Source organism: Vibrio sp. Vb0349, assembly GCF_033338975.1.
Window position 1 is genome coordinate 191,117 of the sequence record NZ_JAWOTS010000006.1, and the last position, 25,750, is coordinate 216,866.

Below are 25,750 nucleotides of genomic sequence, written 5' to 3' on the forward strand. Positions count from 1 at the left end.
TTAATATTATCGATACTCTTTATTCAGAGTCTTTCTTTTCAGGCGCTTCGTTAGAAGTTGTTCCAGAAGAGCTAGGCTGTTCTGCATCTTTCGCAGTATCCATTGCTTCTTCTTTAACTTCTTGCTTTGCTTGAGGCTTGTCGCTGTCTTCTGTTTTGCTTGCTGAGTTATCACTCCAGCCCGCAGGCTCACGAATTTCAGCTTTGCGCTCCATTAAGTCATCAATCTGGCGAGCATCAATGGTTTCATACTTCATCAGCGCATCTTTCATCGCATGCATGATATCCATGTTCTCTTGAAGAATCTTCTTCGCACGATCGTAGTTGCGGTCAATGATCTGACGAACTTCGTCATCAATCAACTTCGCTGTATCGTCAGACACATGTTTAGTCTGAGTTACACTACGTCCTAAGAACACTTCGCCTTCATCTTCTGCATACAGCAGAGGGCCAAGCTTTTCAGAGAAACCCCATTGAGTAACCATCTTACGAGCAATATCTGTTGCGCGCTCGATATCATTAGAAGCACCGGTTGATACTTTGTCAGCACCGTAGATAAGTTCTTCTGCTAAACGACCACCATACAAGCTAGAAATCATTGATTCTAGGTGTTGGCGAGACATACTCACGCGGTCCTGCTCTGGAAGGTACATTGTTACACCCAACGCACGACCACGTGGAATGATAGACACTTTGTACACTGGATCGTGTTCAGGAACCAAGCGACCAACAATCGCGTGACCCGCTTCGTGGTATGCGGTTGACTCTTTCACTTCCTCAGACATCACCATTGAACGGCGCTCAGCACCCATCATGATTTTGTCTTTCGCCAGTTCAAACTCAACCATAGAAACGTTGCGCTTGTTACCGCGCGCAGCAAACAGGGCTGCTTCGTTAACTAAGTTTGCTAGGTCAGCACCAGAGAAGCCTGGAGTACCACGTGCGATGAGAGAAGGCTCTACATCACCCGCTAGAGGGACCTTACGCATGTGAACTTTTAGGATCTGTTCACGGCCACGTACATCTGGAAGACCAACTACCACTTGGCGGTCAAAACGACCAGGACGCAGTAACGCAGGGTCCAGCACATCCGGACGGTTAGTCGCAGCGATAACGATAATACCTTCGTTACCTTCGAAACCATCCATCTCAACGAGCATTTGGTTTAGTGTTTGTTCACGTTCATCATGACCACCACCAACACCTGCGCCACGTTGACGACCTACCGCATCGATCTCATCGATAAAGATGATACAAGGTGCGGCTTTCTTTGCTTGTTCAAACATGTCACGCACACGAGATGCACCAACACCAACGAACATTTCTACGAAATCAGAACCAGAGATAGTAAAGAATGGTACTTTCGCCTCACCGGCAATGGCTTTCGCTAGAAGCGTTTTACCCGTACCAGGAGGACCAACCATTAGAACACCCGTTGGAATCTTACCGCCCAGCTTTTGGAAGCGGCTTGGATCGCGTAGGTAGTCCACCAGCTCTTTCACGTCTTCTTTTGCTTCGTCACAACCTGCAACGTCAGCAAAAGTTGTCTTGATTTGTTCTTCGCTCATCATTCGAGCTTTGCTCTTACCAAAAGACATGGCGCCTTTACCACCGCCGCCTTGCATTTGACGCATGAAGAAAATCCATACACCAATTAGTAAGATCATTGGGAACCAAGAGATGAAGATAGTACCCAGCAAGCTTTGCTCTTCTGGAGGCGTGCCTTGTACTTTCACGTTTTGGTTAATTAGGTCATCTAGAAGCTTTTGGTCATACACTGGCATGTAAGTGACCATTTTGGCACCGCCGCCACGACGAACAAAGCTAATTTCACCGTCTTTAAAAGTTGCTTCTTGAATCTGGCCTTGGCCAACTTCCTGTACAAACGTGGTGTAATCCACGGTTCTGCCATTGCTTTCTCCAGGGCCAAAGCTCTGGAATACCGACATCAATACGACGGCGATAACAAGCCACAGAATTAAATTTTTTGCCATGTCACTCAAGGTGTAAGCCTCTCGATAACTAATTGTAATTAAAGGTAGGGTACTACAGTTCATTAACTGTAGCTATAGTGTTAACACGCTCTCAAGAGAGCAAAATGGTTAACCTTTGTAACCAGTGGCTACGACGAAGACCTCTCGAGAGCGAGCTCGCGATGAGTCTGGTTTTCTAATTTTTACGGCTTTAAACATGTCTCGGACTTCTTTCACATACTGATCGAAGCCTTCCCCTTGGAAAACCTTTACGACAAAGCTACCATTAGGCGCTAGAACTTGTCGACACATATCTAAAGCTAATTCAACTAAATACATAGCGCGAGGTTGATCAACAGAATTGTTTCCCGCGATGTTAGGCGCCATATCAGACATTACTACGTCTACCATGGAAGGTTGGATCCTTTCTAGCAAAGCTTCCAATACCGCATCATCACGAAAGTCGCCTTGTAAAAAGCTAACGCCAGCAATCGGGTCCATAGGAAGCAAGTCACACGCGATGATCTGACCACTGTCCCCTACTATCTTAGCAGCATATTGAGACCATCCGCCCGGCGCAGCCCCCAAGTCGACGACTGTCATTCCAGGCTTTAACAATTTATCTTTCGTTTGAATCTCATCGATCTTGAAATAAGCACGTGAGCGGTAGCCTTTTTTTCGGGCTTCATTCGCGTATTTATCATCAAAGTGTTCTTTCAACCAACGACCAGAACTAGCCGAATGTTTTTGTTTACTCATTTTAATCCCAACAAGGCACAAATTGGAGCTATTGTTTTAATAGGCGCTACCTATTACTCAATAAATTATAGTCTTCAGCAATAGATGGCGTTAAAATAGCTTTTTTCAACCCTTATTTTAAAGAAAATTGGCCGCGTAATGAACCTAAGCACCAAACAAAAGCAGCACCTTAAAGGCCTAGCTCACAGTTTAAAACCTGTTGTGCTAATGGGCGCAAATGGACTTACAGAAGCCGTGCTAGCAGAAATTGAAATCGCTCTTAACCATCACGAACTTATCAAAGTAAAAGTTGCTTCGGAAGATCGTGAAACAAAACAGCTAATCATCGACGCTATCGTACGTGAGACGGGCGCTGAAAAAGTTCAGACTATTGGTAAAGTGCTTGTGCTATACCGCAAGTCTGAAGAGCGTAAAATCGAAATCCCTCGTAAGTAACTCTACTTACGTTGCTGAAGAAAAAAGGTCGCCTGAGGCGACCTTTTTGCGTTTTATCAGGGCAGTAATGCTACTCCAAACGACCTAGATATATTCTACTCGGTCAATTTCGAAGTCTTTCGCGCCACCCGGAGTTTGAATAGCAACTTCATCGCCTTCCATCTTGCCAATCAGGCCACGAGCAATAGGTGAGCTCACTGAAATGCGACCTGCTTTGATATCGGCTTCGTCATCACCAACGATTTGGTACGTTTTTTCTTCTTCGGTGTCGATATCAATCAAGGTTACGGTTGAACCAAAAATAACTTTACCCGTGTTCTCCATCTTCGTTACATCAATAACTTGAGCAACTGACAGTTTGTATTCAATGTCACGGATTTGTGCTTCACAAATGCCCTGCTCTTCACGAGCGGCGTGATATTCAGCATTCTCTTTTAAATCACCTAGCTCACGAGCTTCAGCAATTGCCTCTGAGATCTGAGGACGTAGTTTAAGTAGACGATCGAGTTCTGCACGTAGCTTTTGCTCGCCACGTAGTGTCATTGGAACTTTTTCCATTTTATAACCTCAAGCCCAAATGGGTCTTTGGACAAAAAAAGCCCACCCTGTCATAGGACTGGGTAGTGCGCTTAAAGATGTATTTCGTTTAGTGTAAACAAACTCCCGGACGAAATCATCTTAATTCGAAAGACAGCAAGACTATGCCTTTTCGGCATAATGATATAACTCACTTTTAGAGCGGTTCTAGGGCGAATCACCTTCTCAATTTATTGAAAAACAACACTGTTCATTACACCAAAAACCTCAAAAAAGATAAAAACTAATCAATGTCAGGCCAATGTCATTGCCAATAATTTCAATTAAAAACAGTAATTTAAATAAAAACAACACACAATTGAACAGTGTTCATCAGTGGGATTTATATCATTTTACTAACTCATACGGAAACTTTAGCAGTAAAACATGTCCAGCGAGTTGTTAGATCAATGGCTTACAAGTGCGAACTATATCGCTCAATTAGCCAATTTTGGACCAACAACTTGTGAGAGATCACCTCTCCCCCATACAACAATGATTATGGACAGCTAACTAGGACAAATAAGATGAAAAAGACTCTAATTGCTCTTTCTGTATCTGCAGCAGCTATGGCAACTGGCGTAAACGCAGCTGAACTTTACAACCAAGACGGTACTTCTCTAGAAATGGGCGGCCGTGCTGAAGCACGTCTATCTATGAAAGATGGCGACGCTCAAGACAAATCTCGCATCCGTCTAAACTTCCTTGGTAAACAAGAAATCAATGACAACCTATACGGTGTTGGTTTCTGGGAAGGTGAATTTGAGACTGCTCAAAACGGTACTGTAGACGGCGACGACAAGAGCGATCTAGAAACTCGTCTTGCTTACGCTGGTCTTGGCGGTGCTTACGGTGAGTTCTCATACGGTAAAACTGAAGGTGCACTAGGCGTTATCACTGACTTCACAGATATCATGGCTTACCACGGTAACTCTGCAGCAGACAAACTAGCTGTATCAGACCGTACAGACAACATGATGGCTTACAAAGGCCAGTTTGAAAACCTAAGCGTAAAAGCAAGCTACCGCTTCGCTGATCGTATGGAAAACAAAAACACTGGTGAGTACTACGACAACAAACAAGACGGTTACTCTCTATCTGCAATCTACGCTCTAGCTGACACTGGTCTTGAGCTAGGTGCTGGTTACGCAGATCAAGACAAAGCTAACGAGTACATGCTAGCTGCATCTTACACAATGTCTGATCTTTACTTCGCTGGTGTATTCACTGACGGCGAGAAAATGGAAGATTCAAACAACAGTAACACAGTTGATTACACTGGTTACGAGCTAGCGGGTGCTTACACTCTAGGCCAAACAGTATTTACAACATCATACAACAATGCAGAAACTAACAACGAAACTTCTGCAAACAACTTCGCTGTTGATGCTTCTTACTACTTCAAGCCTAACTTCCGTGGTTACATTTCTTACAACTTCAACCTGATTGATGCAGGTGACAAGTTTGGTTCAACTGACACTAGCAAAACAGTTGCAACTAAGATCGATGCTGAAGACGAGCTAGCTCTAGGTCTACGTTACGACTTCTAATTCCGGTCTTTGACTAGAATATCGAATGCCCGCTTTAAGCGGGCATTTTTTATACTTAATTTTAAGCAGCGCGCCTTTCTCTCGTGTCTCATTCATGAAGACATTTGAAGCATTTCTTTAGTTACCTAGCATATTGAAAGGACTTGCGTATACTCAATCACATAACTCACTTTAGAAAGTATCATTATGCGTTTACGTTGGCCCTTGCTCATATTCTCTTCATTACTTTCTGCTTTTTCACAAGCGTACCCTCATCAAGAAGTGCTGCCTGAAGGCGCCCGCATCAGTTTAGTTGCGGAAAAACTCAGTGAAAATGCTGAGCTTGACGGTGTTCATCCTACCGAACAACTGTTCCCACCAGCGAGTACATTAAAAATCGTCACCGCATTAGCCGCAAAGCTAGAACTGGGTGATAATTTCCGGTTTCGAACCAAGCTGGAAACGTCGAACTCAGATGCAGTGATTTACTTTGTCGGCGACCCAACACTCCAAACCAACGACTTAAAATCACTCCTCACTCTAGCTAAGAAAAATGGCTTAAAACGGATTAACGGTGACCTATGGCTCGATAACAGCGCATTCACTGGTTATAACCGTGCGGTGGGCTGGCCATGGGATATCTTGGGAGTTTGCTACAGCGCTCCGGCATCGACCATCACACTCAATAACAACTGTGTACAAGCCTCTATCTATACACAAAAAGATGGTGGAACGCGGGTCTACGTACCAGAGCATCAACCTATTCGTGTCACAAGTACCGTAGAAACAGTTTCTAAAACCATTAAGAAAAGTCGTCATTGTGACTTAGGTTTAGTTGCAAATCCCGATAACAACTACAAGCTAACAGGGTGCTTGGTTGAAAGAGACAAACCATTGCCACTGAAATTTGCGGTTCAAGACCCTGAGCGTTACACCAGTCAAAGGTTGGCGACTTTGCTCAAGGAGCTCAACATTGGGGTATCAGGACAGATTAGGGTCGGTACGGCGCCAGAAAAGCAGCGAAAGCCCATCGCAATGCATCAATCAAAGGCCTTACCAGACATTCTTGAAGATATGCTCAAAAACTCTGACAACTTGATTGCCGACACATTAACCAAAACACTTGGTGCTAAATTTTTCGTTCAGCCAGGCAGTTTTACTAACGGTACAGAAGCGATCAAGCAGATCATTTTCGCCAACACTGGTATTGATATTCGTAATGCGCGCCTAGAAGACGGCTCAGGACTTTCGCGAAATAACCGGATCTCCGCGACCAAGATGGCTGAAATGCTGCGCTATATTTGGAAGCATGAAAACGAACTCAAATTGATTGCCATCATGCCGAAATCAGGTGAATCCGGCACATTAAAGTACCGACAAAGTATGCGAAAACTTCCAATTAAAGGACAGCTGATCGCGAAAAGTGGCTCTATCTACGGGACTTACAATATGGCTGGATATGGCTTGGATAAAAATGGTCAACCTAACACCATTTTTGTTCAGTTTGTTTCAGACTACTTCCCAGAAAAACGGGACGACAACACACCTGTCATCGCCCCGATTACACATTTTGAGCAGCTTTTTTACAATGACATTGTGAACTTTAGTCAGGCAATACCTAAGAAATAGTTCACCACGTTAAAGTAAATCCACATTCCTGAAATATCGACGATAGACGCAAGAACTGGACTCACCAATACGGCTGGGTCCAACTTGCAAGCTCGTGCAATAATTGGCAACAGCCCGCCCAATGTTGTAGAAATGGTGACTTGAATGAACAGCGCAACTGCTATTGCCAGTGCGATATCGGTCAGTTCAAAGCCTCCTGTTGATTGTCCTGCACTAAATAACATAATGCGTCCAATCATCACGATAGCGATCGCTAGCGCAATAAATAGAGCGACTCGGCTCTCTTTCCACAAAACTTCTAACCATTGGCGTTTTTTTAACTCTCCAGTAGCAAGAGCACGAATCACCAAAGTTGCTGCTTGTGTTCCTGTGTTACCACCAGCAGCTGCAATCACTGGCATGTACACTGCAAGTAAAACAAGCTGACTAAGGGTGTCCTCATACTGAGCAATGATCAAGCCTGACACTATCCCTAAAAGAGCCAGTGCAATGATCCACCCAATACGCTGCTTCACGTGCCCCAAAACACTAGTCGATAAATAACCATCAGGTGTATCAACTTCAGACATATGCAGACCTAATTGGTGAGCATAATGACGTGCGCGTTTGTCATGGCCTGCTTGCTCAAGTTGAGCAATAAGACTATTCACATAACCGACAGAGCAATGCTGCAAAATACCTACCGCCTCATCGATCGGCATGATCGTAAGCAAATGGACTTGTTGCTCTTGCTCGTACTGCAAGAACGCATTGCGAGCTGCACCAATTTCTACTTCAGAAAAGTTTGGTGTTGTTTCAATAAAAGTGTTGTTCATTACCGTCATGGCGAATCTCCCGATTGGCATTGGTAACGACCATCGACAAAGCATGAAAAGCCACTCTTGCACGCTAAAAGTCAGACAACAATTAAGATGCACAGAGAAAACCAATGCGAATGCACTGTCTATTCAGAATGTATGAAGGAAATAACGAGAAGAAAATTAGAAAAGATGCCTCACCACTTAGGTAAGGCGGAGATCGCCAATACCGAAGCGGGTTATTTCGCTCCCTTAATCTTACTCACCCAACGACTGGGAGGATGGTCGGTATTGTTCATGTAAATCTCCGATAGCGCTGCCATTATTGGCAGCGCAAGTATAGTAGCAAAGTTCATCAGGTATGGAAGTTTTACTTTGCCGTTTTTGCTAAATTTTCATACAAAAAAAGCGCCCTTCGGACGCTTTCATTTGCAGTCATTATGAATTACTGAATAGTAATACGAGCAAATTTACGTTTGCCTACTTGGAACACATAAGTACCCGCTTCTGGAGCAAATTTGCTGTCCGCAATTTTTTCACCATCAATCTTCACAGCGCCCTGCTTAACCATGCGCATCGCATCTGACGATGATGGGCATAAGCCTGCTTCTTTCAACAGATTACTCACTGGGCGACCTGCGTCAAAATCAAACTCTGGCATTTCATCAGGAATTTGGTTCTTCGCAAAACGGTTTACGAATTCTTGCTCTGCTGCATCGGCATCGGCTTCACTGTGGAAACGAGCAATAATTTCTTTTGCTAGCAATACTTTGATGTCTCGAGGGTTTTTGCCCGCTTCTACATCAGCTTTGAATTGAGCAATCTCTTCCAGAGGACGGAAAGAGAGCAGCTCGTAGTAGCTCCACATTAGGTCATCAGAAATAGACATGATTTTACCAAACATTTCGCTTGGCGCTTCGCTGATACCGATGTAGTTGTTTGCTGACTTAGACATCTTCTTCTCGCCATCAAGGCCCACTAGAAGCGGCATCATCAGTACAACCTGAGGTTTTTGACCGTGAGACTTTTGCAGTTCACGACCCATTAGAAGGTTGAACTTCTGGTCTGTACCACCTAATTCAACATCCGTTTCCATTGCTACTGAGTCCCAACCTTGTAGAAGAGGGTACATGAACTCATGAATAGCAATTGGCTGACCACCCGCGTAACGCTTTTTAAAGTCGTCACGCTCTAGCATACGAGCAACGGTTTGGTTTGCCGCAAGGCGAATCATACCTTCTGCGCCCAGTTCAGACAGCCACTCAGAGTTAAACTGAATTTTAGTCTTTGCAGGATCGAGAATTTTGAACACTTGCTCTTTGTACGTTTCAGCGTTACGCAATACGTCTTCGCGACTTAGCGGTGGACGAGTTGTGTTTTTACCTGTTGGGTCACCAACCATTGCAGTGAAGTCACCGATTAGGAACGTCACTTCATGACCTAGTTCTTGGAACAAGCGAAGCTTATTGAAAATAACCGTATGGCCTAGGTGAATGTCAGGTGCTGTTGGATCAGCGCCCAATTTAATACGTAGAGGACGGTCTTCTTTTAGTTTTGCGATTAGCTCTTCTTCTGGAATCAGCTCTTCAACACCGCGCTTAATCTCGGCTAGTGCAGCTTCAATGCTCGCCATTCTTGTTCACTCCCACAGATTTGGCAAAAATATAATAGCTGAACATATTACTTGAATAGCGATGCATTTTGAAACACGTTAGACTAGGTAGTTGTCACTTTTTCCGTTTAATTTAGCAATCAAGTACCTCATGCATTCGATTTTTGTCCGACTTCCACTCTTGCACAAAGTATTGATCGGTTTTTTTAGTGCGCTGATTATCTTCGCGCTCTTCTTTTTACCTGATCCGCAAGACCTAGACCCGCAGCAGAGCCGATTAAAAGTTGGTCAACATTATCCTGTGCCAGTTTCCCTCGAACTCAGTGCACTAAATAGTTCATCGCCTGCGGTTCCCGCCGTGCTGCGCTGGGAGACATACAAGGTAAAAAATGGCGAGAGTGCTGCCATCTTATTTAGTCGCGTAGGGCTTTCCGCTCGTCTATTACATGAACTGGTGTCATCAGACAAAGAAGTGGAAAAACAGTTAACTCGGCTTCGACCTGGTGACCGATTGCAATTTGGTTTTGACGAAAATAACGACTTGGTGCAGCTAAGAAGAACACTAAGCGCGTTCGAGACTTTTCGTATCACATTAAAAGACGGCAAGTACGTTTCTGAAGTTGATAAAAAAGAAGTCGACTTCCAGTACAACTACGCTGAAGCCACCATCACATCAAACTTTTGGAATGCAGGAATATCTTCTGGATTAAATGGTAACCAAATCATGGAACTGGCTGGCATATTTGGTTGGGACATCGACTTTGCTTTAGATATTCGTAAAAACGACAGCTTCCGAGTACTTTACCAAGAGGAAGTGGTAGAAGGTGAAGTAATCGGCCGTGGAAAAATCATTGCTGCGATCTTTAAAAACCAAGGCGATACCTTTACCGCAATATTGGATCAGAAAAGTGGCAAGTATTACGACGAAAATGGGCGTGCAATGAAAAAAGCATTCTTACGCGCGCCGTTGGATTTCCGTCGAGTTTCGTCTAACTTCAACCCACGCCGCTTACATCCAGTGACGGGACGCGTTCGTCCTCATAGAGGCACGGACTATGCAGCACCAGTGGGCACCCCGATTTGGGCGGCTGGTGATGGTGTCGTTCAAAAATCGTCTTACAACAAATTTAATGGTAACTACGTTTTCATTAAACATAGTAATACTTACATTACCAAGTACCTGCACTTAACCAAACGTACTGTACGAGCTGGTCAACGAGTTAAGCAAGGCCAAACCATCGGTACGCTTGGCGGAACTGGCCGTGTAACTGGCCCTCACCTGCACTATGAGTTCCTTGTGAATGGTGTCCATAAAAACCCGCGCACGGTGAATTTGCCACAATCTAAATCCCTGACAGGCAAAGCGAGACAAACTTTCATGGCAAACGCGAAAATTAGCATGGACAAGCTTGAACGCTACAGCAAACTGCTAGCAATGAAGTAAGCCAGGTATTGAAAAGGGCAGCGAAGCTGCCCTTTTTGTTTTGTCGATATCATCACGATAAAGCTTACTGTTCGGAGTTATGCTCTCTCCCGAGCATAAGCAAACACGGTGTCAGAACTAACGTTAGCAAAGTCGCAAACGCCAAACCACCCGCGACAGCGGTCGCAAGCTGAGACCACCATTGAGTGCTTGGTGCTCCAAACTCCACTTTCTGATTAACTAAGTCGATGTTCATTTCTAACACCATTGGCAATAAGCCTAATATGGTGGTCACCGTCGTGAGTAAAACGGGTCTTAAACGCTGCACACCCGTACGCAAAATAGCCTCAGATTTTTCTAAGCCACGTTTACGCATCTGATTATAAGTATCGATTAAAACAATATTGTTGTTTACCACGATACCAGCCAAGGCAATCACTCCAATTCCCGACATAATGATGCCAAATGGCTTTTGGAAAATAAGTAACCCAGCGAAGACACCAACGGTAGAAAACAGCACTGCACTAAGGATTAAGAAAGCTTGATAAAAGCTATTAAACTGCGTAATTAAAATCAAAGCCATCACACCAAGCGCGACAATAAAAGCATTTTGCAAAAATGCTGATGAGTTTTCCTGCTCTTCATTTTGACCCCGAATTTTATATTCAATGCCTTCCGGTAAGTCGAGCTGTTCCATTCCAGCGGCAATCTTAGGTAACTCAAGCGCCAAATTGTAACCTTCCACCATATCCGCTTTAATATTGATAACTCGATGACCGTCGACCCGACGAATAGTGTCTTGCTTATGATCTGGTTTGATTTGAGCAAAATTCGTAATCGGTACCAGACCAGCTGCCGTTTTCACTCTCAGTTGATCAAATCGACCTATGTCGCGCTTATCTTGCGGATAGCGCACCAAAATATCGACTTCTTCATCCGCATCATCAGGCAAATAATCGCCTATTTTCAAACCGTTCGTAACAAACTGGACGGTATTCCCGACTAAAGTAGCATCCGCTGCAAAGCGAGAGGCGTCATCTCGCTGGATATCAATTTGCCAATCAATCCCTTCCTTATTAGTGGTATCACTCAAGTTGGTCAGTGCAGGATTACCATCAGCCCAATGTCGTACTTTTTTGGCTGCTTCATCTAACGCACTAACACTCAAATTTCGTGATGACACTTCAATCACGAGATCATGCTCGACAGGCGGTCCTGCGTCCGGGAATTTATACTCAAGTTCAACACCATAAAAGCGGTCTGTCGTCTCTTTTAGTTCCTCAATAATGGTTTTCACTTTGCGTCGATACTGCCAATCCACAGGCGTTATTTGAATCTGGCCAATCTCGTCCCCATTATCGCTCGATCCTGTGCGCGTGTAGACACTTTCAAACTCGTCATGACCGAGCATCACCTTCTCGATTTCGCGCATAACAACATCTTTTTCGTGAATAGACAGGTCACCATAAGAACGAACTTTAACGGTAAAAAAGGCAGGGTCCACCTCAGGGAAAAACTCTGCACCCAAGCCAGCTTTGTTGTAAGTGAAGCCGACACCTGCCGCTAGCAGTATCGCGCTGAGTAAGACCTTCCATGGATGACGAATCGCTACCGACAGAGTCTGGTAATAAAGCTTGGTAATGCCTGTCGCTTTTTCAAAGTTGCCGTTATGCAGCTCAACCATTTCTCGCTGAGCTTTCTGATTGACTACTTGAGGCTTGCCAATGATCCCACCGATGACAGGAACGAACAATAAAGCCATCATCAGAGAAGCGGCCAAAGTAGCAATTAAAGTAAGTGGTAAGTACTTCATGAACTCACCAGTGATGTCTGGCCAGAAAAGTAACGGAGCAAACGCAGCCAATGTGGTTGCTGTGGATGCGGTAATAGGCCAGGCCATTCGCTTTGCGGCATCTCGATAGGCTTCTTTACGTGGCGTTCCTTCTTGCATGCGCCGATCTGCAAACTCTGTCACCACAATGGCACCATCCACCAACATGCCTACTGCCATAATTAAAGCAAACAGTACGACGATATTGACCGTCAGCCCAAATACCGATAACACCAACAACCCAGTCAAGAACGATCCTGGAATAGAAATCCCCACGAGAAGCGCGGTCCTAACCCCCAATATGGCAATAATGACGATAACTACGAGGATAATTGCGGATAAGATATTGTTTTGTAGATCACTGAGCATCAATTTGACATCGTCGGATTGATCCCAAGTGTATTTAACTTGCAAATTGTCGGGCCACTCGGCGCGCTTCTGTCCCTGAGCCAGTACTTCTTTTACCAGCTCAACCGTTTCAATGATGTTTTCCCCTGCCCGTTTTTTTACGTCCAAAACGATGGCAGATTCGCCATCTAAACGAGCAAAACTTTCAGGATCGCGAAATGCACGCCGTACTGTCGCCACATCGCCAAAAGTGATCACCTCTTTGCCATTCACCTTGATCGGTAGTTCAAGCACATCTTTCAGTGAATCAAAAACCGATGGGACTTTTACCGAAAAGCGTCCATACCCAGTATCGACAAACCCCGCAGCCACAACTCGGTTATTCAAGGCAATTAAATTATAGATATCCGCTTGATCGAGACCGTAGCTTTCCATCAATAGCGGATCGACAACTATTTCCACGATGTCTTCGCGATCCCCTGCGATTTCAACTTCAAGAACCTGACGGAAACTCTCCAAACGATCACGTAGCGTTCTGGCAATCTGTACAATGGTCCGCTCTGGTACGGTGCCATATAGAACAACAGTCAAAACAGGCTCTTCAGATGCAAACGTGACTTCATTTACCGTTGGCTCATCACTGTCCTCTGGTAATTTTGGCTTTGCAAGATCAACCGCATCACGCACATCTGCCATCGCTTTATCAAGATCCACTCCAACACTAAATTCCAGCGTCACCGACGCATGACCTTCTGATGCCACAGAGGTCATCTCTTTTACGCCTTCAATAGAGCGCAACTCTTGCTCTATTGGCCGAACTAATAAACGTTCGGCATCGACGGGAGAAATGCCTTGATGCCCAACAGAAACGTAGATAATAGGAATGGTAATATCTGGGCTCGATTCCTTGGGGATAGTGACGTAAGTAATGACACCGGCAATTAAGATCATCACCAGTAATGTCAGCATGGTGCGAGCGCGGGATAACGCAGCATCAATCAGAGTGTACATAAGTGCTCCTTACTGCTCACTAGCCGCTTCAACAACTACGTCATCAACTTTATTGGCCAGTACTTGATCACCATCTCGCACAAAACCTTGTCCCAGCACGATAATGTCTGCACGCTCTCCTAACCCAGAGAGCCACACACCATCATCCTCGGCCTTAACGATTTGAATTGGAACAAACTCAACATGCTCATTACGCAGTGTCTTGACACCTAAGTTACCTTCTTCATCTAGTGCTAACATGGCAGCCGTAATCTTTACTGCCAACACTTCACTCAAAGGCAGCTGTACTTCTGCGCTCATACCGGCAGGAATTCTTGCGTCTTGATTATCAATTTCGATTTCAATTGGAAATGTATTAGTAGAAGCAGAAGAAACACGTCCAATGTAGCGCACACGACCTTGATGATGCTGTTGGTTAATGGTTCTTACGTCGGCTTCTAGGCCTTCCTTAAGGTATTGTATATGCCGTTCACTGACATCGGCTTCAATCACTAAAGTATCCAAATCAATGACCGTCGCAATAGGGTCGCCAATCCCGACAAAATCACCTAACTCAACAAAGTGGTGATCTACGATGCCATCAAATGGCGCTTTAACCTCAGTATTTCTTAAAGCCGTTTGCACGTTACTCAAATTCGCACGTGCATCTACCAACGCTGCTTGCGCTGTCGCAAATGCAACCTCACCTTGCAGTCCACGACTTTTTAGCGATTTAGCAGCATTAAACTCTTTCTCTTTAACCAACAGCATCGCCTGGGCCCGTTTAAGTTGAATGCCAAGGTCGCGCTTATCGATGTTTGCGATCACTTGTCCCTGTTTGACCGCTTGGCCTTTCTTTATGTTAAGACTGACTATTTTACCGGCAACTTCGGCGCCAAGACGCGCTTGACGATTGGGCGCTGTTCGTCCATACAATTCAATGGTTTTACTGGTAGGTTCGGCAAGAAAAGTATCAAACATCACCTTTGCAAGTGGTGTCGTGTTCGTGGATGTTGAAGAGTTAGGATGATCATCTTGTGCTTTGAGTTGGCCGATGGTTAGCCATGCAACAAGAAGTAAGACGAGGATAAGAGATACTAGCCAAGGGCGCTCGACAATTCGGCGTCCAAAAGAAAGTCCAGACATATAAAGTCCTTTTTATTATTTCTCTGCATATCTGCGAGCGTGTGCTTTACGTGACATCCTTCTACATAAAGCACAGGCAGCCATTAGCTGCCTGTTAGGTGTTAATTACACACTGAACGATGCACCACAACCACATGTTGTCGTTGCATTTGGGTTATTTACGAAGAAGCGCGCTCCTTCCAACCCTTCTGTGTAGTCAACAATACCGCCAACGAGATATTGCAGACTCATAGGGTCTACAACCAGTGTTACACCACTGTTTACGATTGTTGTATCGCCTTCGTTTACATTTTCATCAAAAGTAAAGCCGTATTGGAAGCCGCTGCAGCCGCCGCCAGTAATGTATACGCGCAGTTTCAATGCTGGGTTTTCTTCTTCAGCAATCAATGCTTTAACGCGAGATGCTGCTGCGTCAGAAAAAGATAATGGTACGTTTACTTCGCTCACGAAGACCTCTCTCACTCGTGTAATGCGTCAAGCCTGAAGCAAGACGTCAAATTTGTGCTAATTGAGACGATTATCCAATACCTGACAAACTCGTTCAAGTATTCGCCGCCGATTCTTTATAACAGATGCGGATATATAAGATTACACTGCGAAACAACACATAAATTAAGCAAAACGTTTCTAACTTGATTATAGCTAGGTACAATGCGCTCCACTTGGTCCGAGCAATCAAAAGAGGATAACCCCATGACCAAATCATCAGAGCTGTATCAAAAAGCTCAGCAAACCATCCCTGGCGGTGTCAATTCACCAGTTCGTGCATTCAACGGCGTTGGCGGCTCTCCGCTATTTATCGAACGAGCAGACGGTCCACTGATTTTTGATGCCGATGGTAAAGCGTATATTGATTACGTTGGCTCTTGGGGTCCAATGATTCTTGGCCACAACCACGCGGTTATTCGCGAAGCAGTAATTGATGCAGCGCAACGCGGTCTTAGCTTCGGTGCGCCAACAGAACTTGAAATCGCGATGGCAGAATTAGTTTCTGAGCTTGTTCCATCAATGGAGCAAATCCGCATGGTAAGTTCTGGTACTGAAGCTACGATGAGCGCGATTCGCCTTGCACGTGGCTTCACCGGTCGCGACAAGATCATGAAATTTGAAGGTTGTTACCACGGCCACGCTGACAGCTTGCTAGTAAAAGCAGGTTCTGGAGCACTAACTCTAGGCCAACCAAGCTCTCCTGGCGTTCCTGCAGATTTTGCTAAGCACACGCTAACAGCAACATTCAACGACCTAGATTCTGTACGCGAGCTATTTGCTGCTAACAAAGGCGAAATTGCTTGTATCATCGTTGAGCCAGTAGCAGGCAACATGAACTGTATTCCACCAGTGGAAGGCTTCCACGAAGGGCTACGTGAAATCTGTGATCAAGAAGGCGCGCTACTAATTTTTGATGAAGTAATGACAGGCTTCCGTGTTGCTCTAGGCGGCGCGCAAGCACACTACAACATCAAACCCGACCTAACGACACTGGGTAAAGTGATTGGTGGCGGTATGCCAGTAGGTGCTTTCGGTGGCCGTAAAGAAGTGATGCAATACGTTGCACCTACAGGCCCAGTTTACCAAGCTGGTACCCTTTCCGGTAACCCTGTCGCAATGGCAGCAGGCTACGCATGTTTGAACCTTCTAAAAGAAGAAGGCAACGAAAAGCGCCTAGCTTCTAAAACGAAACAACTTGCTGAAGGCTTTAAGTCTCTAGCAGAAAAACACGGTATTCCGCTAGTTGTTAACCAAGTGGGCGGTATGTTCGGCTTCTTCTTCACTGACCAGGAAAAAGTAACTTGCTACGAAGACGTAACGAAGTGCGATGTAGAACGCTTCAAGCGTTTCTTCCACTTAATGCTAAAACACGGTGTCTACCTTGCGCCATCTGCGTTTGAAGCGAGCTTTACTTCACTCGCTCATGGTTCAAAAGAGATTGATGCCACACTAGAAGCAGCTGACCGCTGTTTTGCTGTTCTTGCAGAAGAAGCGAAATAATCGCTAAAAACGGCGATAACGCATTTAGAAAAGGACCGTAACGGTCCTTTTTTATTGCCAATTCAAAATAACCAATATCGCTAATACCCCAACGACAATGCCAAACCACGGTATTCGCTTAGCTTTTTTCTCAGTTTGACACTTTTTATCACCGTTGCAACAACCCATAGCTCATCTCTTGATTGATAACCGACTGATTTGTAGTCATTATAGCAAGGTACATCGCCCTGCTCTAATTCGGCATTGTCATAAGCTTGAAAGAGTTAAGAGTGCAAAGTAATAAAGGTTACACGCCATCATTGAAGGCATAAACCGTAAACGTCACCTGTAAGTTGGACTAATACCATGCCAAATAATGTAAAAATAACGTCGAGTCACCGAGTACTAATGGTTGCTTTACTCGCCGCTGCTTTTGCTTGCTACTTATTGGTTGAGCCATATATCAATTCAATTGTAATGGCTTTTATCATTTCTTTGCTCATGTTTCCGATACACGAATGGTTTGAGCAGAAAATTCCCAAGCACCCCAATATGGCGGCACTGCTGTCATGTGTCGTCTTGACGTTTATTATTGTTATCCCGCTTTTATTTGTGTTTGCCGCCATTGTTCAGCAAGGCTCTGTTTTCTCACAAAATACATATAATTGGGTTACCAATGGTGGTATCCAAGATATATTCCAACATCCTTTCGTTATCAAAGGCTTAGCGATTGTTAATGAGTACTTACCTTTTGATAAAATCGAGCCCAAAGCCATTGCTGAGAAAATTGGTCAATTTGCCACATCGTTTGGCTCTAACTTAGTCGCTATCAGCGCAAAGATTTTAGGAGACGCAACCAACTTCCTAATGAACTTCTTCCTAATGCTGTTTGTGCTGTTTTTTCTGCTTCGTGACCACGACAAAATTATCTCTGCGATTCGTCATATCCTGCCACTCTCACGTAGCCAAGAAGACCGCATATTGACAGAGATAGAGCAAGTTTCTAAATCAGCCGTGATGGGCTCATTCATGACAGCGATTGCTCAAGGTTTGGCTGGCGGTATCGGTATGTGGCTCGCCGGTTTCCCTGGGTTATTTTGGGGAACAATGATGGGCTTTGCATCATTCATTCCAGTGGTAGGAACCGCGCTAATCTGGATTCCTGCAGCAGCGTACTTGTTCTTAACAGGCGATATGACTTGGGCTATCTTCTTGACGGTGTGGAGTGTAGTTATCGTTGGCTCTATAGATAACCTATTACGTCCGTTGCTAATGCAAGGCAGCGCCGGCATGAATACCCTTATGATTTTCTTCTCATTACTGGGTGGTCTGCATCTGTTTGGTTTGATTGGTCTTATCTACGGCCCACTTATTTTTGCCGTGACCATGGTACTGTTTAATATCTACGAGGAAGAATTCAAAGACTTCCTTAACCAACAAGACAACAGCTAGTCACCGCTTAATCACTTCAAGCTTGGGGCAGATTGTGCGAAAATCTGCCCCAAATTATTTCTGATGAACCAAATTTATGTCTGCTTATATCGCTCCTAGCCAAATAGCTCAGCGCCAACTTGAATACTTCAACGGAAAACACGTTTTAGTCGCTGGTGAAGTTGAAGACCTATTTCCTCTTGAGTTAGTGGCTCATTGTGAGTCTGTTGAAGTGTTTACTTCCAACTATAGCTACTACCGCCAAATTCAAACCTCTGACAAAGTGAAAAGTCATTTTGGCTCTGTGTTTGATGTTGAAACAAAAGCAGACATGGTCCTTTTATACTGGCCAAAAGCAAAAGCCGAAGCAGAATACTTGCTGGCGATGTTGATGGCGAAACTGGGCATTAACACCGAAATCGTCATCGTTGGTGAAAACCGCTCCGGCATCAAGAGCATCGAGAAGATGTTCCAAGAATACGGCCCTGTGAACAAGTACGACTCTGCTCGTCGCTGCTCATTTTACTGGGGTAATTGCCTCAATGAACCAAAACCTTTCAACCAAGCAGATTGGTTTAAGTCTTACACTGTTACACTCGGTGAGCAGTCGCTAGCGGTTAAGAGCCTACCTGGCGTATTCAGCCATGGCGAGTTCGACTTAGGTAGCCGATTGCTGCTTGAAACCTTACCTAAGCTGTCGGGCAAAGTGCTCGACTTTGGTTGTGGTGCTGGTGTGCTCGGTGCGTTTATGGCGAAAGCGAATCCAGAGATCGCGATTGAGATGTGTGACATTAATGCTTATGCGATCACTTCTAGCCAAGCCACATTAGAAGCGAATGGTCTATCCGGACGCGTATTTGCATCAGATATATACTCGGATACCGAAAAAGACTACCGCTTTATCGTCAGCAACCCGCCATTCCACAGTGGTCTAGACACAAATTACAACGCAGCGGAAACCTTGTTGGGTCAGGCGCCACAATACCTAACCAAAGACGGCGAAATGGTGATTGTCGCGAATAGCTTCTTAAAATACCCACCAATTATCGAGCGGGCGTTTAATAATTGCGAGACGCTAAATAAGACCAATAAATTTTCTATCTACTACGCGAAAAAATCATAACTTCCCTCCGCGCAGGCACAAACCTGCGCGATTTTTTCTCATAAATTCAACACTCATAAGAAAAACTGCGTCACCCTGCACGCTTTACAACTAACTTTCTTGTCAAAGAAAAAAAACTCGTTAATTTTGTTAATTCTATCTAGTTGAACATCTTATCCGTTTTTAACGAGAACCTCGGCAGCGAATTATGTTTTAGAACTGCCCATTATGAGTTGTAATCTTATCCATGTTTAAATTCTACAAAAAACAGAAATTTAAGCGCCTTCAGAGTACACTGATGACCGCATTTCTGGTGCTCAGTATCACACCTCTTACCATTACTGCGATCTTTTTCTTGCAGTCCCACAGTAAAGATCTGCAAGAACAAAGCACCTCGCACTTACTGTCTGTTCGAGATACAAAACAGCAGCAAATCATCGACTACTTTGAGGCACGAGAAACCGAAGTCATGGGCTTTGTGCGCTCAGAGTTGGCTTACGCCAGTGGTGGCCGATTCTACGGTCTCGTCAATGCTTTTAGTCGTTTAGGCAATGATATTGAAGAGTCTCGTAAAAACGCCCAACAGCGCTACATCGAGGGCAGCGGAGACCAAATCAAAACCTCAACGTTACCCGAGTCATCCAACTATGTAGGAAGTGAACGTTACCGACTTTTACATAAACGCTATCATTGGGCCTACTTGGAGCTCCTCAAGCGCTCTGATTTTAATGACATTTTGCTGGTCGACATCAATGGTAACGTCACCTACTCGATCAACAAAGACGATAACTACGGAACGAACTTGTTATCAGGCCCCTACAAAGACTCGGCACTTGGCAAAACTTTCAAGCGTCTCGCCGATGATGTGACTGAACGTCGAAAAGTAAACGAAGACTACACTCCTGTGATTGTGTCTGACTTCGAGCTGGAAGGGGGTAAATCAGTCGCTTGGCTAGGTGCACCAATTGTTCAGCAAGGTTATCTACACAGCTATGCCATGTTCCGCTTGCCAAATAATGGCATCACTAAGTTAGCCGCAGACGCTAATCGAGAGTCATCCATTAACACCCTGCTGGTTGGAAATGATCACCAACCTCGCACAATTAACACGAAACAAGACGACATTAAGAACAGTTTAGAAGTGATCGATAAAGCACTCTCTGGTGCGTTTGGTGTCGGCACTTACACGAACGGCTTAGGTGAAGAAATCATCGCGGCTTATGCACCGATTGAAACTCGTGGTGTGATTTGGGCGCTCGTAGTACAGTTACCAGAAAACGAAGCTTTCGCTCGTATCCATCAACTCGAAAAACTATTCGTTATCGCTATGTTGATCGCCATTATCCTTGTGGTGATCGCTTCTCACTATTTATCAAACTTTATCACTTCTCCGTTGCTGAAATTGACTTGGGTTGCCGAAAAGGTCTCTGCAGGGGATCTTGATGACACGTCTTTTAATACGGTTCGTAAAGATGAAATTGGTCGGCTTGCGTTAAGCTTTGAACGAATGCAACGCTCTATTCGAGAGAAGATTCAAACCATTAAGAAGCAAAATGAAGAACTAGAAAGCAACATACAGATCATTCAAAAACAGAATGAAGAACTGCAATTGGCCGATAAATTAAAAGATGAATTCTTAGCCACGACTTCTCATGAACTTCGTACACCGTTACACGGCATGGTCGGGATTGCTGAAACCTTAGCGTCCGGCGCCAATGGTGCGATCCCCGCTAGCCAGAAATATCAGCTTGATATCATCATTAAAAGTGGTCAGCGTCTCGCTAATCTAGTCGATGACTTGTTGGATTATCATAAAATGCGTTATGGAAGCATGGATATCCAGAAATCAGCAGTGAGTTTGGGCAGTGCAACACGATTGGTTTTAGAGCTTTCTAGTCATTTACTTGGAAGTAAAACCATCCGCATCATCAACCAAGTCCCTGCGGATTTAAAAGCAGTGTCAGCTGACCCGCAACGCCTTGAACAAGTGCTATATAACCTGATTGGCAATGCGATTAAATACACCTCAGAAGGTAAAATTGTTATCTCCGCTAATGTGGTAGATGATCATGTACGCGTACAAGTCGTGGATACTGGACAAGGAATTCCCGCAGAACAACTTGAACATATTTTTGAACCACTCATCCAAGCAGGGCAAGACGCGAGCCGTTATCGTCAAGGTGCAGGACTTGGGCTCTCCATTAGCCGCCAATTGATCGAATTAATGGGAGGTTCGTTATACGTCAGTAGCCAACCAATGGTCGGAACTACCTTCAGTTTCACTTTACCGCTCGCCAGTAAAGAAGAAATCCTAGCAACCCAGACTCTAGCTGCGCACGGGCACTTCCAAATTCCTGAAGTTAATGTAGAGAACGGTGAAGACTTATCACTTCCAGAGAATCCAGACGGCCCGTTACTGTATGTAGCTGACGATGAGCCAGTAAACTTACGCGTGCTTGAAAGCTTTTTACGTTTAGAGGGCTATCGTGTGCGTACCGTCTCCGATGGGCCAGAAACGTTAGCGCTCGTCGAGCAAGAGAAGCCGGAACTTCTGTTATTGGATATCATGATGCCAGGCATGAGCGGCTACCAAGTTTGTAGTGAACTACGTGAAACCTATGATCATGCCGAGTTGCCAATCATTATGCTCACCGCACTCAGTCAAACAGAAGATCGTGTAAGAGGTTTTGAGGCAGGAGCCAACGACTATTTATCGAAACCATTTAATAAACAAGAGTTGGCGGCACGTATCCAAGCGCATTTAACGGCAAGTAAAGCAGAAATGCGCCATATGGAAAACAAAGTGCTAGAGTCTGAACTTAGACAGCGTGCAGTCGTTGAAGCAAGCTTACTTGAGACTCAAGGTCGTTTGTTGGAACAGCTAGAATCGGCTCCTGAAGCTATCATCTGTCTACGTGAAGACAAGCGTATTCGCTTTGCTAACGAAGCTGCTTGTAAGCTATTCAAGCGCAGCTTAGAACAGCTAAAGCGCTCATCTGCTGATGAGCTGATTGCCCCTAAATATCTGACCGTCAAACAACCTCATTACTGTGGCAAGATTGATATCTATATTGAAGATATTCGTCAGAACATCGAAGCAGACATTCTTAAGCTCCCTGAAGGTTCAGGGTTAGATATCATGTACATCTTTAATGTCGGCGGTGGAGCCAGTGCCGCTCGCATACATAATCTAGAAACCGCCGTAGAAGTGCTTTCAAGTTATGCATTTGATGGTGACAAAGACCAATTGCAAAAGCTAAAAGAGCTTGGCGGAGAATTTACGCGCCTTGCAGACAAAGCGCTCGGTAATAAAAAAGACAAGCAAGAACTTATGCGAGAAGTTCTAGTAGACGCAATGACACATGCTTTAGAGTATTGGGAATCTGTAACGGGTGAAAGTAAGTTCGCATTTGCAGAGCAAAGTGGCTTGTGGCGCGTTTATCTAGACCGTAGTACTTTGCAAACACGCACTTTAGATAAATACATGCGTATAGAAACATTACCCAAAACACCACGTTGGAGAACGGTGCTAAGCTCGATAGAGTTCATTCTCGAACACTGCAAAGAACAGAGCCCCGAGAGAGCATACATAGAAGCACAACGAGATAAACTACAGCGACTATTGACCAGCTAATATTTATCAAAAAAACTAGCCCAGCGTGCATGCTGGGCTTTTTTGTTATTCGAGTATTCCCTTCCTAGAGATAAAAGAGACCGCCTCTTCCTACCCCATTAACATATTTCCAATAACGAACATTCGGTTATACATCGCTATCTATTGTTGGTCTTCAAAACGTACGATCTTATCCATTTAACTGGCCTTAATTAGGTAAGTTCTAGCAACCAAAAAACTTCATTCATACAATAAAAAAAGGACGACAAACGGAAGAAAACTGTCGATAAAAAAGGCCATTTTTCAGATAACAAGCGGATTTTGACGAACTATTGATAGAGATTGCGAACTTAATCACAACAGAACGGCAGATTAATTTTTAGCTGATTAATTAACACCATTTCTGCATGTGAGCGAGATCTCCGAACCTAGAAACCAAGCAAGAAACGTATATTTTAAATGTATCACCAGGTTAGTAATCACTAACACTCACTATTAACAAGGATATAAACTGCGACGCATATCAACGTTTATTTTTTGTCCCTCTACTGGTTAAAATTAGCCAAAATAACGTTTATAACGGAGAGCTCAGAGATTTTAACGTTTTTAACGGGAATCAAGTTTGATTATTTTATGGATAAGGTGTTTTCTTACTCCTGCCTAAGGCCTACAGGCCACTCTTGGCGAAACTCAATGTTGTAATGAGTAAGGCATGTACAAGAGGTAGGTCTTAGAGAGTGTTTATCAATTGATGACATTCAATTCCATTTAGTGAAATGAAAGCAAATAGTAAGGAACAGCTATGCTTGCCAATATTAAAAAAACAGCACTAGCAACAGCAATTATTGCAACGGCTACTACAGGTTTTGCATCGGTAGCTACTGCGGCTGAACGCAGTGAACTGACTATCCACCCTAAAGAGTTTACAACTTTCGTTCGTAACTTTAACCCTTTCTTGGGTGCAACTAACCTGCACACAACAACCGACTTTATTTACGAGCCGCTCGTTGTTTTTAACGAAATGCACGGTAACACGCCTGTATTTCGTCTAGCAGAAAACTTTACCATGGCTGATGACCTGATGAGCGTAACCTTCGATATCCGTAAGGGCGTAAAATGGTCTGATGGCAAAGCGTTTACCGCTGATGATGTTGTTTACTCTTTCAACCTAGTTAAAGAGAAGCCAGAGCTAGACCAATCTGGTATCAACTCTTGGGTGACTGGCGTAGAAAAAGTTAACGACTACCAAGTTAAATTCCGTCTAAGCGAAGCAAACTCAAACGTTCCTTACGAAATTGCGAAAGTACCAGTCGTACCTAAGCACGTATGGAGCAAAGTAAAAGATCCAGCAACATTCACAAACGAAAATCCAGTAGGCAGTGGTCCATTTACTGAAATCGACACTTTCACACCGCAGCTATATATCCAGTGTGAGAACCCGAATTATTGGGATGCTGACAACCTAGATGTAGATTGTCTGCGTGTGCCACAAATCGCGAACAACGACCAATTCTTGGGCAAAATCGTTAACGGCGAAATGGACTGGACGTCTTCATTCGTACCAGACATCGACCGTACGTACGCTGCAGCAAGTCCGAATCACCACTACTGGTACCCACCAGCGGGTACTCAAGCATTTGTAGTGAACTTCAAAAACCCAGACGCTGCGAAAAACGAAGCACTAACTAACGTTGACTTCCGTCGTGCGTTCTCTATGGCGCTAGACCGTCAAACTATCATTGATATCGCTTTCTACGGCGGCGGTACAGTGAACGACTTCGCATCTGGCCTTGGCTACGCATTTGAAGCTTGGTCTGATGAAGAGACGCACAACAAGTACAAAGGCTACAACACATACAACGCGGAAGGTGCGAAAAAGCTTCTAGCTAAAGCTGGCTTCAAAGATGTAAACAAAGATGGCTTTGTGGATACACCATCTGGCAAGTCTTTCGAGCTTCTAATTCAATCACCAAACGGTTGGACTGACTTCAACAACACGGTACAACTAGCCGTTGAGCAACTAGCAGAAGTGGGCATTAAAGCTCGTGCTCGTACACCGGACTTCTCGGTATACAACCAAGCTATGCTAGAAGGTACTTACGACGTTGCTTACACCAACTACTTCCACGGTGCAGATCCACACTTGTACTGGGATAGTGGCTACAACTCGAAGCTACAAGCTGGTGACGGCATGCCTCGCTTTGCAATGCACTTCTACAAGAACGATAAGCTAGACGGTCTTCTTAACAGCTTCTACAAGACAGCAGATAAGCAAGAACAGCTAGAGATCGCTCATGGCATTCAGAAGATCATTGCTCAGGACCAAGTAACTATTCCTGTGCTATCTGGCGCGTACATGTACCAATACAACACAACTCGCTTCACTGGTTGGTGGAACGAAGAAAACCCTAAGGGCCGTCCAAACATTTGGGCAGGTATCCCAGAGCGTCTACTTCACGTACTGGACCTAAAACCAGTTAAATAAGTAGAAGTTCATTTCAAGCGGCATACATCCCGTGTGCCGCCTATAAAAATCCCTTGTTAACGAAACCAATATGTGGCGCTCGTCGTCAGGGGATTTTTCGCTCT

General features: G+C 44.5%; 17 protein-coding genes. 9 read left to right on the plus strand and 8 right to left on the minus strand.

The features are described from left to right. Positions 1–19: 19 nt before the first annotated feature. Complete coding sequence (gene ftsH / locus R7Q47_RS10045) at positions 20–1,993, minus strand: ATP-dependent zinc metalloprotease FtsH (RefSeq protein ID WP_213987384.1); 1,974 nt, start codon at positions 1,991–1,993, stop codon at positions 20–22. A gap of 108 nt (positions 1,994–2,101) precedes the next feature. Next, positions 2,102–2,731, minus strand: a complete 630-nt coding sequence (gene rlmE / locus R7Q47_RS10050; RefSeq protein ID WP_005388985.1) for a 23S rRNA (uridine(2552)-2'-O)-methyltransferase RlmE — start codon at positions 2,729–2,731, stop codon at positions 2,102–2,104. Between the two features lie 138 nt (positions 2,732–2,869). On the opposite strand from rlmE, the gene yhbY reads away from it, so the two are divergent. Next, the gene (gene yhbY, locus R7Q47_RS10055) at positions 2,870–3,166 is read left to right on the plus strand and encodes a ribosome assembly RNA-binding protein YhbY (RefSeq protein ID WP_318088949.1); all 297 of its coding nucleotides are present in this window, start codon (positions 2,870–2,872) and stop codon (positions 3,164–3,166) included. 84 nt (positions 3,167–3,250) lie between these two features. On the opposite strand, the gene greA is transcribed toward yhbY, so the two are convergent. Then, the gene (greA, locus tag R7Q47_RS10060) at positions 3,251–3,724 is read right to left on the minus strand and encodes a transcription elongation factor GreA (protein WP_005380065.1); all 474 of its coding nucleotides are present in this window, start codon (positions 3,722–3,724) and stop codon (positions 3,251–3,253) included. A 545-nt stretch (positions 3,725–4,269) separates the two neighbouring features. Here greA and R7Q47_RS10065 point away from each other — a divergent pair. Both R7Q47_RS10065 and dacB read left to right on the plus strand, forming a co-directional pair. Next, on the plus strand, positions 4,270–5,292 hold the full coding sequence (locus R7Q47_RS10065) for a porin (RefSeq protein ID WP_318088950.1): 1,023 nt from the start codon (positions 4,270–4,272) through the stop codon (positions 5,290–5,292). Positions 5,293–5,478: 186 nt separating this feature from the next. Further along, the gene (gene dacB / locus R7Q47_RS10070) at positions 5,479–6,900 is read left to right on the plus strand and encodes a serine-type D-Ala-D-Ala carboxypeptidase (RefSeq protein ID WP_318088952.1); all 1,422 of its coding nucleotides are present in this window, start codon (positions 5,479–5,481) and stop codon (positions 6,898–6,900) included. Here the strand turns inward: dacB and R7Q47_RS10075 are convergent. Beyond that, the gene (locus tag R7Q47_RS10075; protein WP_192943656.1) at positions 6,879–7,724 is read right to left on the minus strand and encodes a magnesium transporter; all 846 of its coding nucleotides are present in this window, start codon (positions 7,722–7,724) and stop codon (positions 6,879–6,881) included. The genes dacB and R7Q47_RS10075 overlap by 22 nt on opposite strands. A 418-nt stretch (positions 7,725–8,142) precedes the next feature. Beyond that, positions 8,143–9,330 carry a tyrosine--tRNA ligase gene (tyrS, locus tag R7Q47_RS10080; protein WP_017820416.1) on the minus strand — a complete coding sequence of 396 codons (1,188 nt, stop codon included), beginning with the start codon at positions 9,328–9,330 and terminating at the stop codon, positions 8,143–8,145. Positions 9,331–9,460: 130 nt separating this feature from the next. Between tyrS and R7Q47_RS10085 the strand changes: the two genes are divergently transcribed. Further along, positions 9,461–10,753, plus strand: a complete 1,293-nt coding sequence (locus tag R7Q47_RS10085; RefSeq protein WP_154205061.1) for a peptidoglycan DD-metalloendopeptidase family protein — start codon at positions 9,461–9,463, stop codon at positions 10,751–10,753. Positions 10,754–10,817: 64 nt separating this feature from the next. Here R7Q47_RS10085 and vmeK read toward each other — a convergent pair whose 3' ends face one another. The 3 genes from vmeK to erpA all read right to left on the minus strand — a co-directional run bounded on the left by vmeK (position 10,818) and on the right by erpA (position 15,494). After that, positions 10,818–13,922 (minus strand): multidrug efflux RND transporter permease subunit VmeK, encoded by a 3,105-nt coding sequence (gene vmeK, locus R7Q47_RS10090; protein WP_239945644.1) that lies wholly within the window; start codon positions 13,920–13,922, stop codon positions 10,818–10,820. Between the two features lie 9 nt (positions 13,923–13,931). Next, on the minus strand, positions 13,932–15,047 hold the full coding sequence (locus R7Q47_RS10095; protein WP_318088953.1) for an efflux RND transporter periplasmic adaptor subunit: 1,116 nt from the start codon (positions 15,045–15,047) through the stop codon (positions 13,932–13,934). A gap of 105 nt (positions 15,048–15,152) precedes the next feature. Then, complete coding sequence (erpA, locus tag R7Q47_RS10100; protein WP_005380031.1) at positions 15,153–15,494, minus strand: iron-sulfur cluster insertion protein ErpA; 342 nt, start codon at positions 15,492–15,494, stop codon at positions 15,153–15,155. Positions 15,495–15,740: 246 nt separating this feature from the next. Between erpA and hemL the strand changes: the two genes are divergently transcribed. From hemL to R7Q47_RS10125, 5 genes are all read left to right on the plus strand, one after another. Next, positions 15,741–17,036, plus strand: coding sequence for a glutamate-1-semialdehyde 2,1-aminomutase (gene hemL / locus R7Q47_RS10105; protein ID WP_005380032.1), 1,296 nt, complete (start codon positions 15,741–15,743; stop codon positions 17,034–17,036). A gap of 345 nt (positions 17,037–17,381) precedes the next feature. Continuing rightward, entirely contained in the window at positions 17,382–18,467 is a 1,086-nt protein-coding gene (locus R7Q47_RS10110) for an AI-2E family transporter (RefSeq protein ID WP_031779035.1), read from the plus strand. Between the two features lie 76 nt (positions 18,468–18,543). After that, positions 18,544–19,569: a 16S rRNA (guanine(1207)-N(2))-methyltransferase RsmC gene (gene rsmC, locus R7Q47_RS10115; protein ID WP_005380034.1), complete on the plus strand. Its 1,026-nt coding sequence runs from the start codon at positions 18,544–18,546 to the stop codon at positions 19,567–19,569. Between the two features lie 226 nt (positions 19,570–19,795). Further along, on the plus strand, positions 19,796–23,182 hold the full coding sequence (locus R7Q47_RS10120; protein WP_154205058.1) for a response regulator: 3,387 nt from the start codon (positions 19,796–19,798) through the stop codon (positions 23,180–23,182). A gap of 781 nt (positions 23,183–23,963) precedes the next feature. Next, positions 23,964–25,646 (plus strand): ABC transporter substrate-binding protein, encoded by a 1,683-nt coding sequence (locus R7Q47_RS10125; RefSeq protein ID WP_005380037.1) that lies wholly within the window; start codon positions 23,964–23,966, stop codon positions 25,644–25,646. Positions 25,647–25,750 lie beyond the last annotated feature (104 nt).

What these genes read in the sequence shown, in the direction of transcription:
- ftsH (WP_213987384.1), bottom strand. Translation starts at nt 1,993, where the DNA reads ATGGCAAAAAATTTAATTCTGTGGCTTGTTATCGCCGTCGTATTGATG.
- rlmE (WP_005388985.1), bottom strand. Translation starts at nt 2,731, where the DNA reads ATGAGTAAACAAAAACATTCGGCTAGTTCTGGTCGTTGGTTGAAAGAA.
- yhbY (WP_318088949.1), top strand. Translation starts at nt 2,870, where the DNA reads ATGAACCTAAGCACCAAACAAAAGCAGCACCTTAAAGGCCTAGCTCAC.
- greA (WP_005380065.1), bottom strand. Translation starts at nt 3,724, where the DNA reads ATGGAAAAAGTTCCAATGACACTACGTGGCGAGCAAAAGCTACGTGCA.
- R7Q47_RS10065 (WP_318088950.1), top strand. Translation starts at nt 4,270, where the DNA reads ATGAAAAAGACTCTAATTGCTCTTTCTGTATCTGCAGCAGCTATGGCA.
- dacB (WP_318088952.1), top strand. Translation starts at nt 5,479, where the DNA reads ATGCGTTTACGTTGGCCCTTGCTCATATTCTCTTCATTACTTTCTGCT.
- R7Q47_RS10075 (WP_192943656.1), bottom strand. Translation starts at nt 7,724, where the DNA reads ATGACGGTAATGAACAACACTTTTATTGAAACAACACCAAACTTTTCT.
- tyrS (WP_017820416.1), bottom strand. Translation starts at nt 9,330, where the DNA reads ATGGCGAGCATTGAAGCTGCACTAGCCGAGATTAAGCGCGGTGTTGAA.
- R7Q47_RS10085 (WP_154205061.1), top strand. Translation starts at nt 9,461, where the DNA reads ATGCATTCGATTTTTGTCCGACTTCCACTCTTGCACAAAGTATTGATC.
- vmeK (WP_239945644.1), bottom strand. Translation starts at nt 13,922, where the DNA reads ATGTACACTCTGATTGATGCTGCGTTATCCCGCGCTCGCACCATGCTG.
- R7Q47_RS10095 (WP_318088953.1), bottom strand. Translation starts at nt 15,047, where the DNA reads ATGTCTGGACTTTCTTTTGGACGCCGAATTGTCGAGCGCCCTTGGCTA.
- hemL (WP_005380032.1), top strand. Translation starts at nt 15,741, where the DNA reads ATGACCAAATCATCAGAGCTGTATCAAAAAGCTCAGCAAACCATCCCT.
- R7Q47_RS10110 (WP_031779035.1), top strand. Translation starts at nt 17,382, where the DNA reads ATGCCAAATAATGTAAAAATAACGTCGAGTCACCGAGTACTAATGGTT.
- rsmC (WP_005380034.1), top strand. Translation starts at nt 18,544, where the DNA reads ATGTCTGCTTATATCGCTCCTAGCCAAATAGCTCAGCGCCAACTTGAA.
- R7Q47_RS10120 (WP_154205058.1), top strand. Translation starts at nt 19,796, where the DNA reads ATGTTTAAATTCTACAAAAAACAGAAATTTAAGCGCCTTCAGAGTACA.
- R7Q47_RS10125 (WP_005380037.1), top strand. Translation starts at nt 23,964, where the DNA reads ATGCTTGCCAATATTAAAAAAACAGCACTAGCAACAGCAATTATTGCA.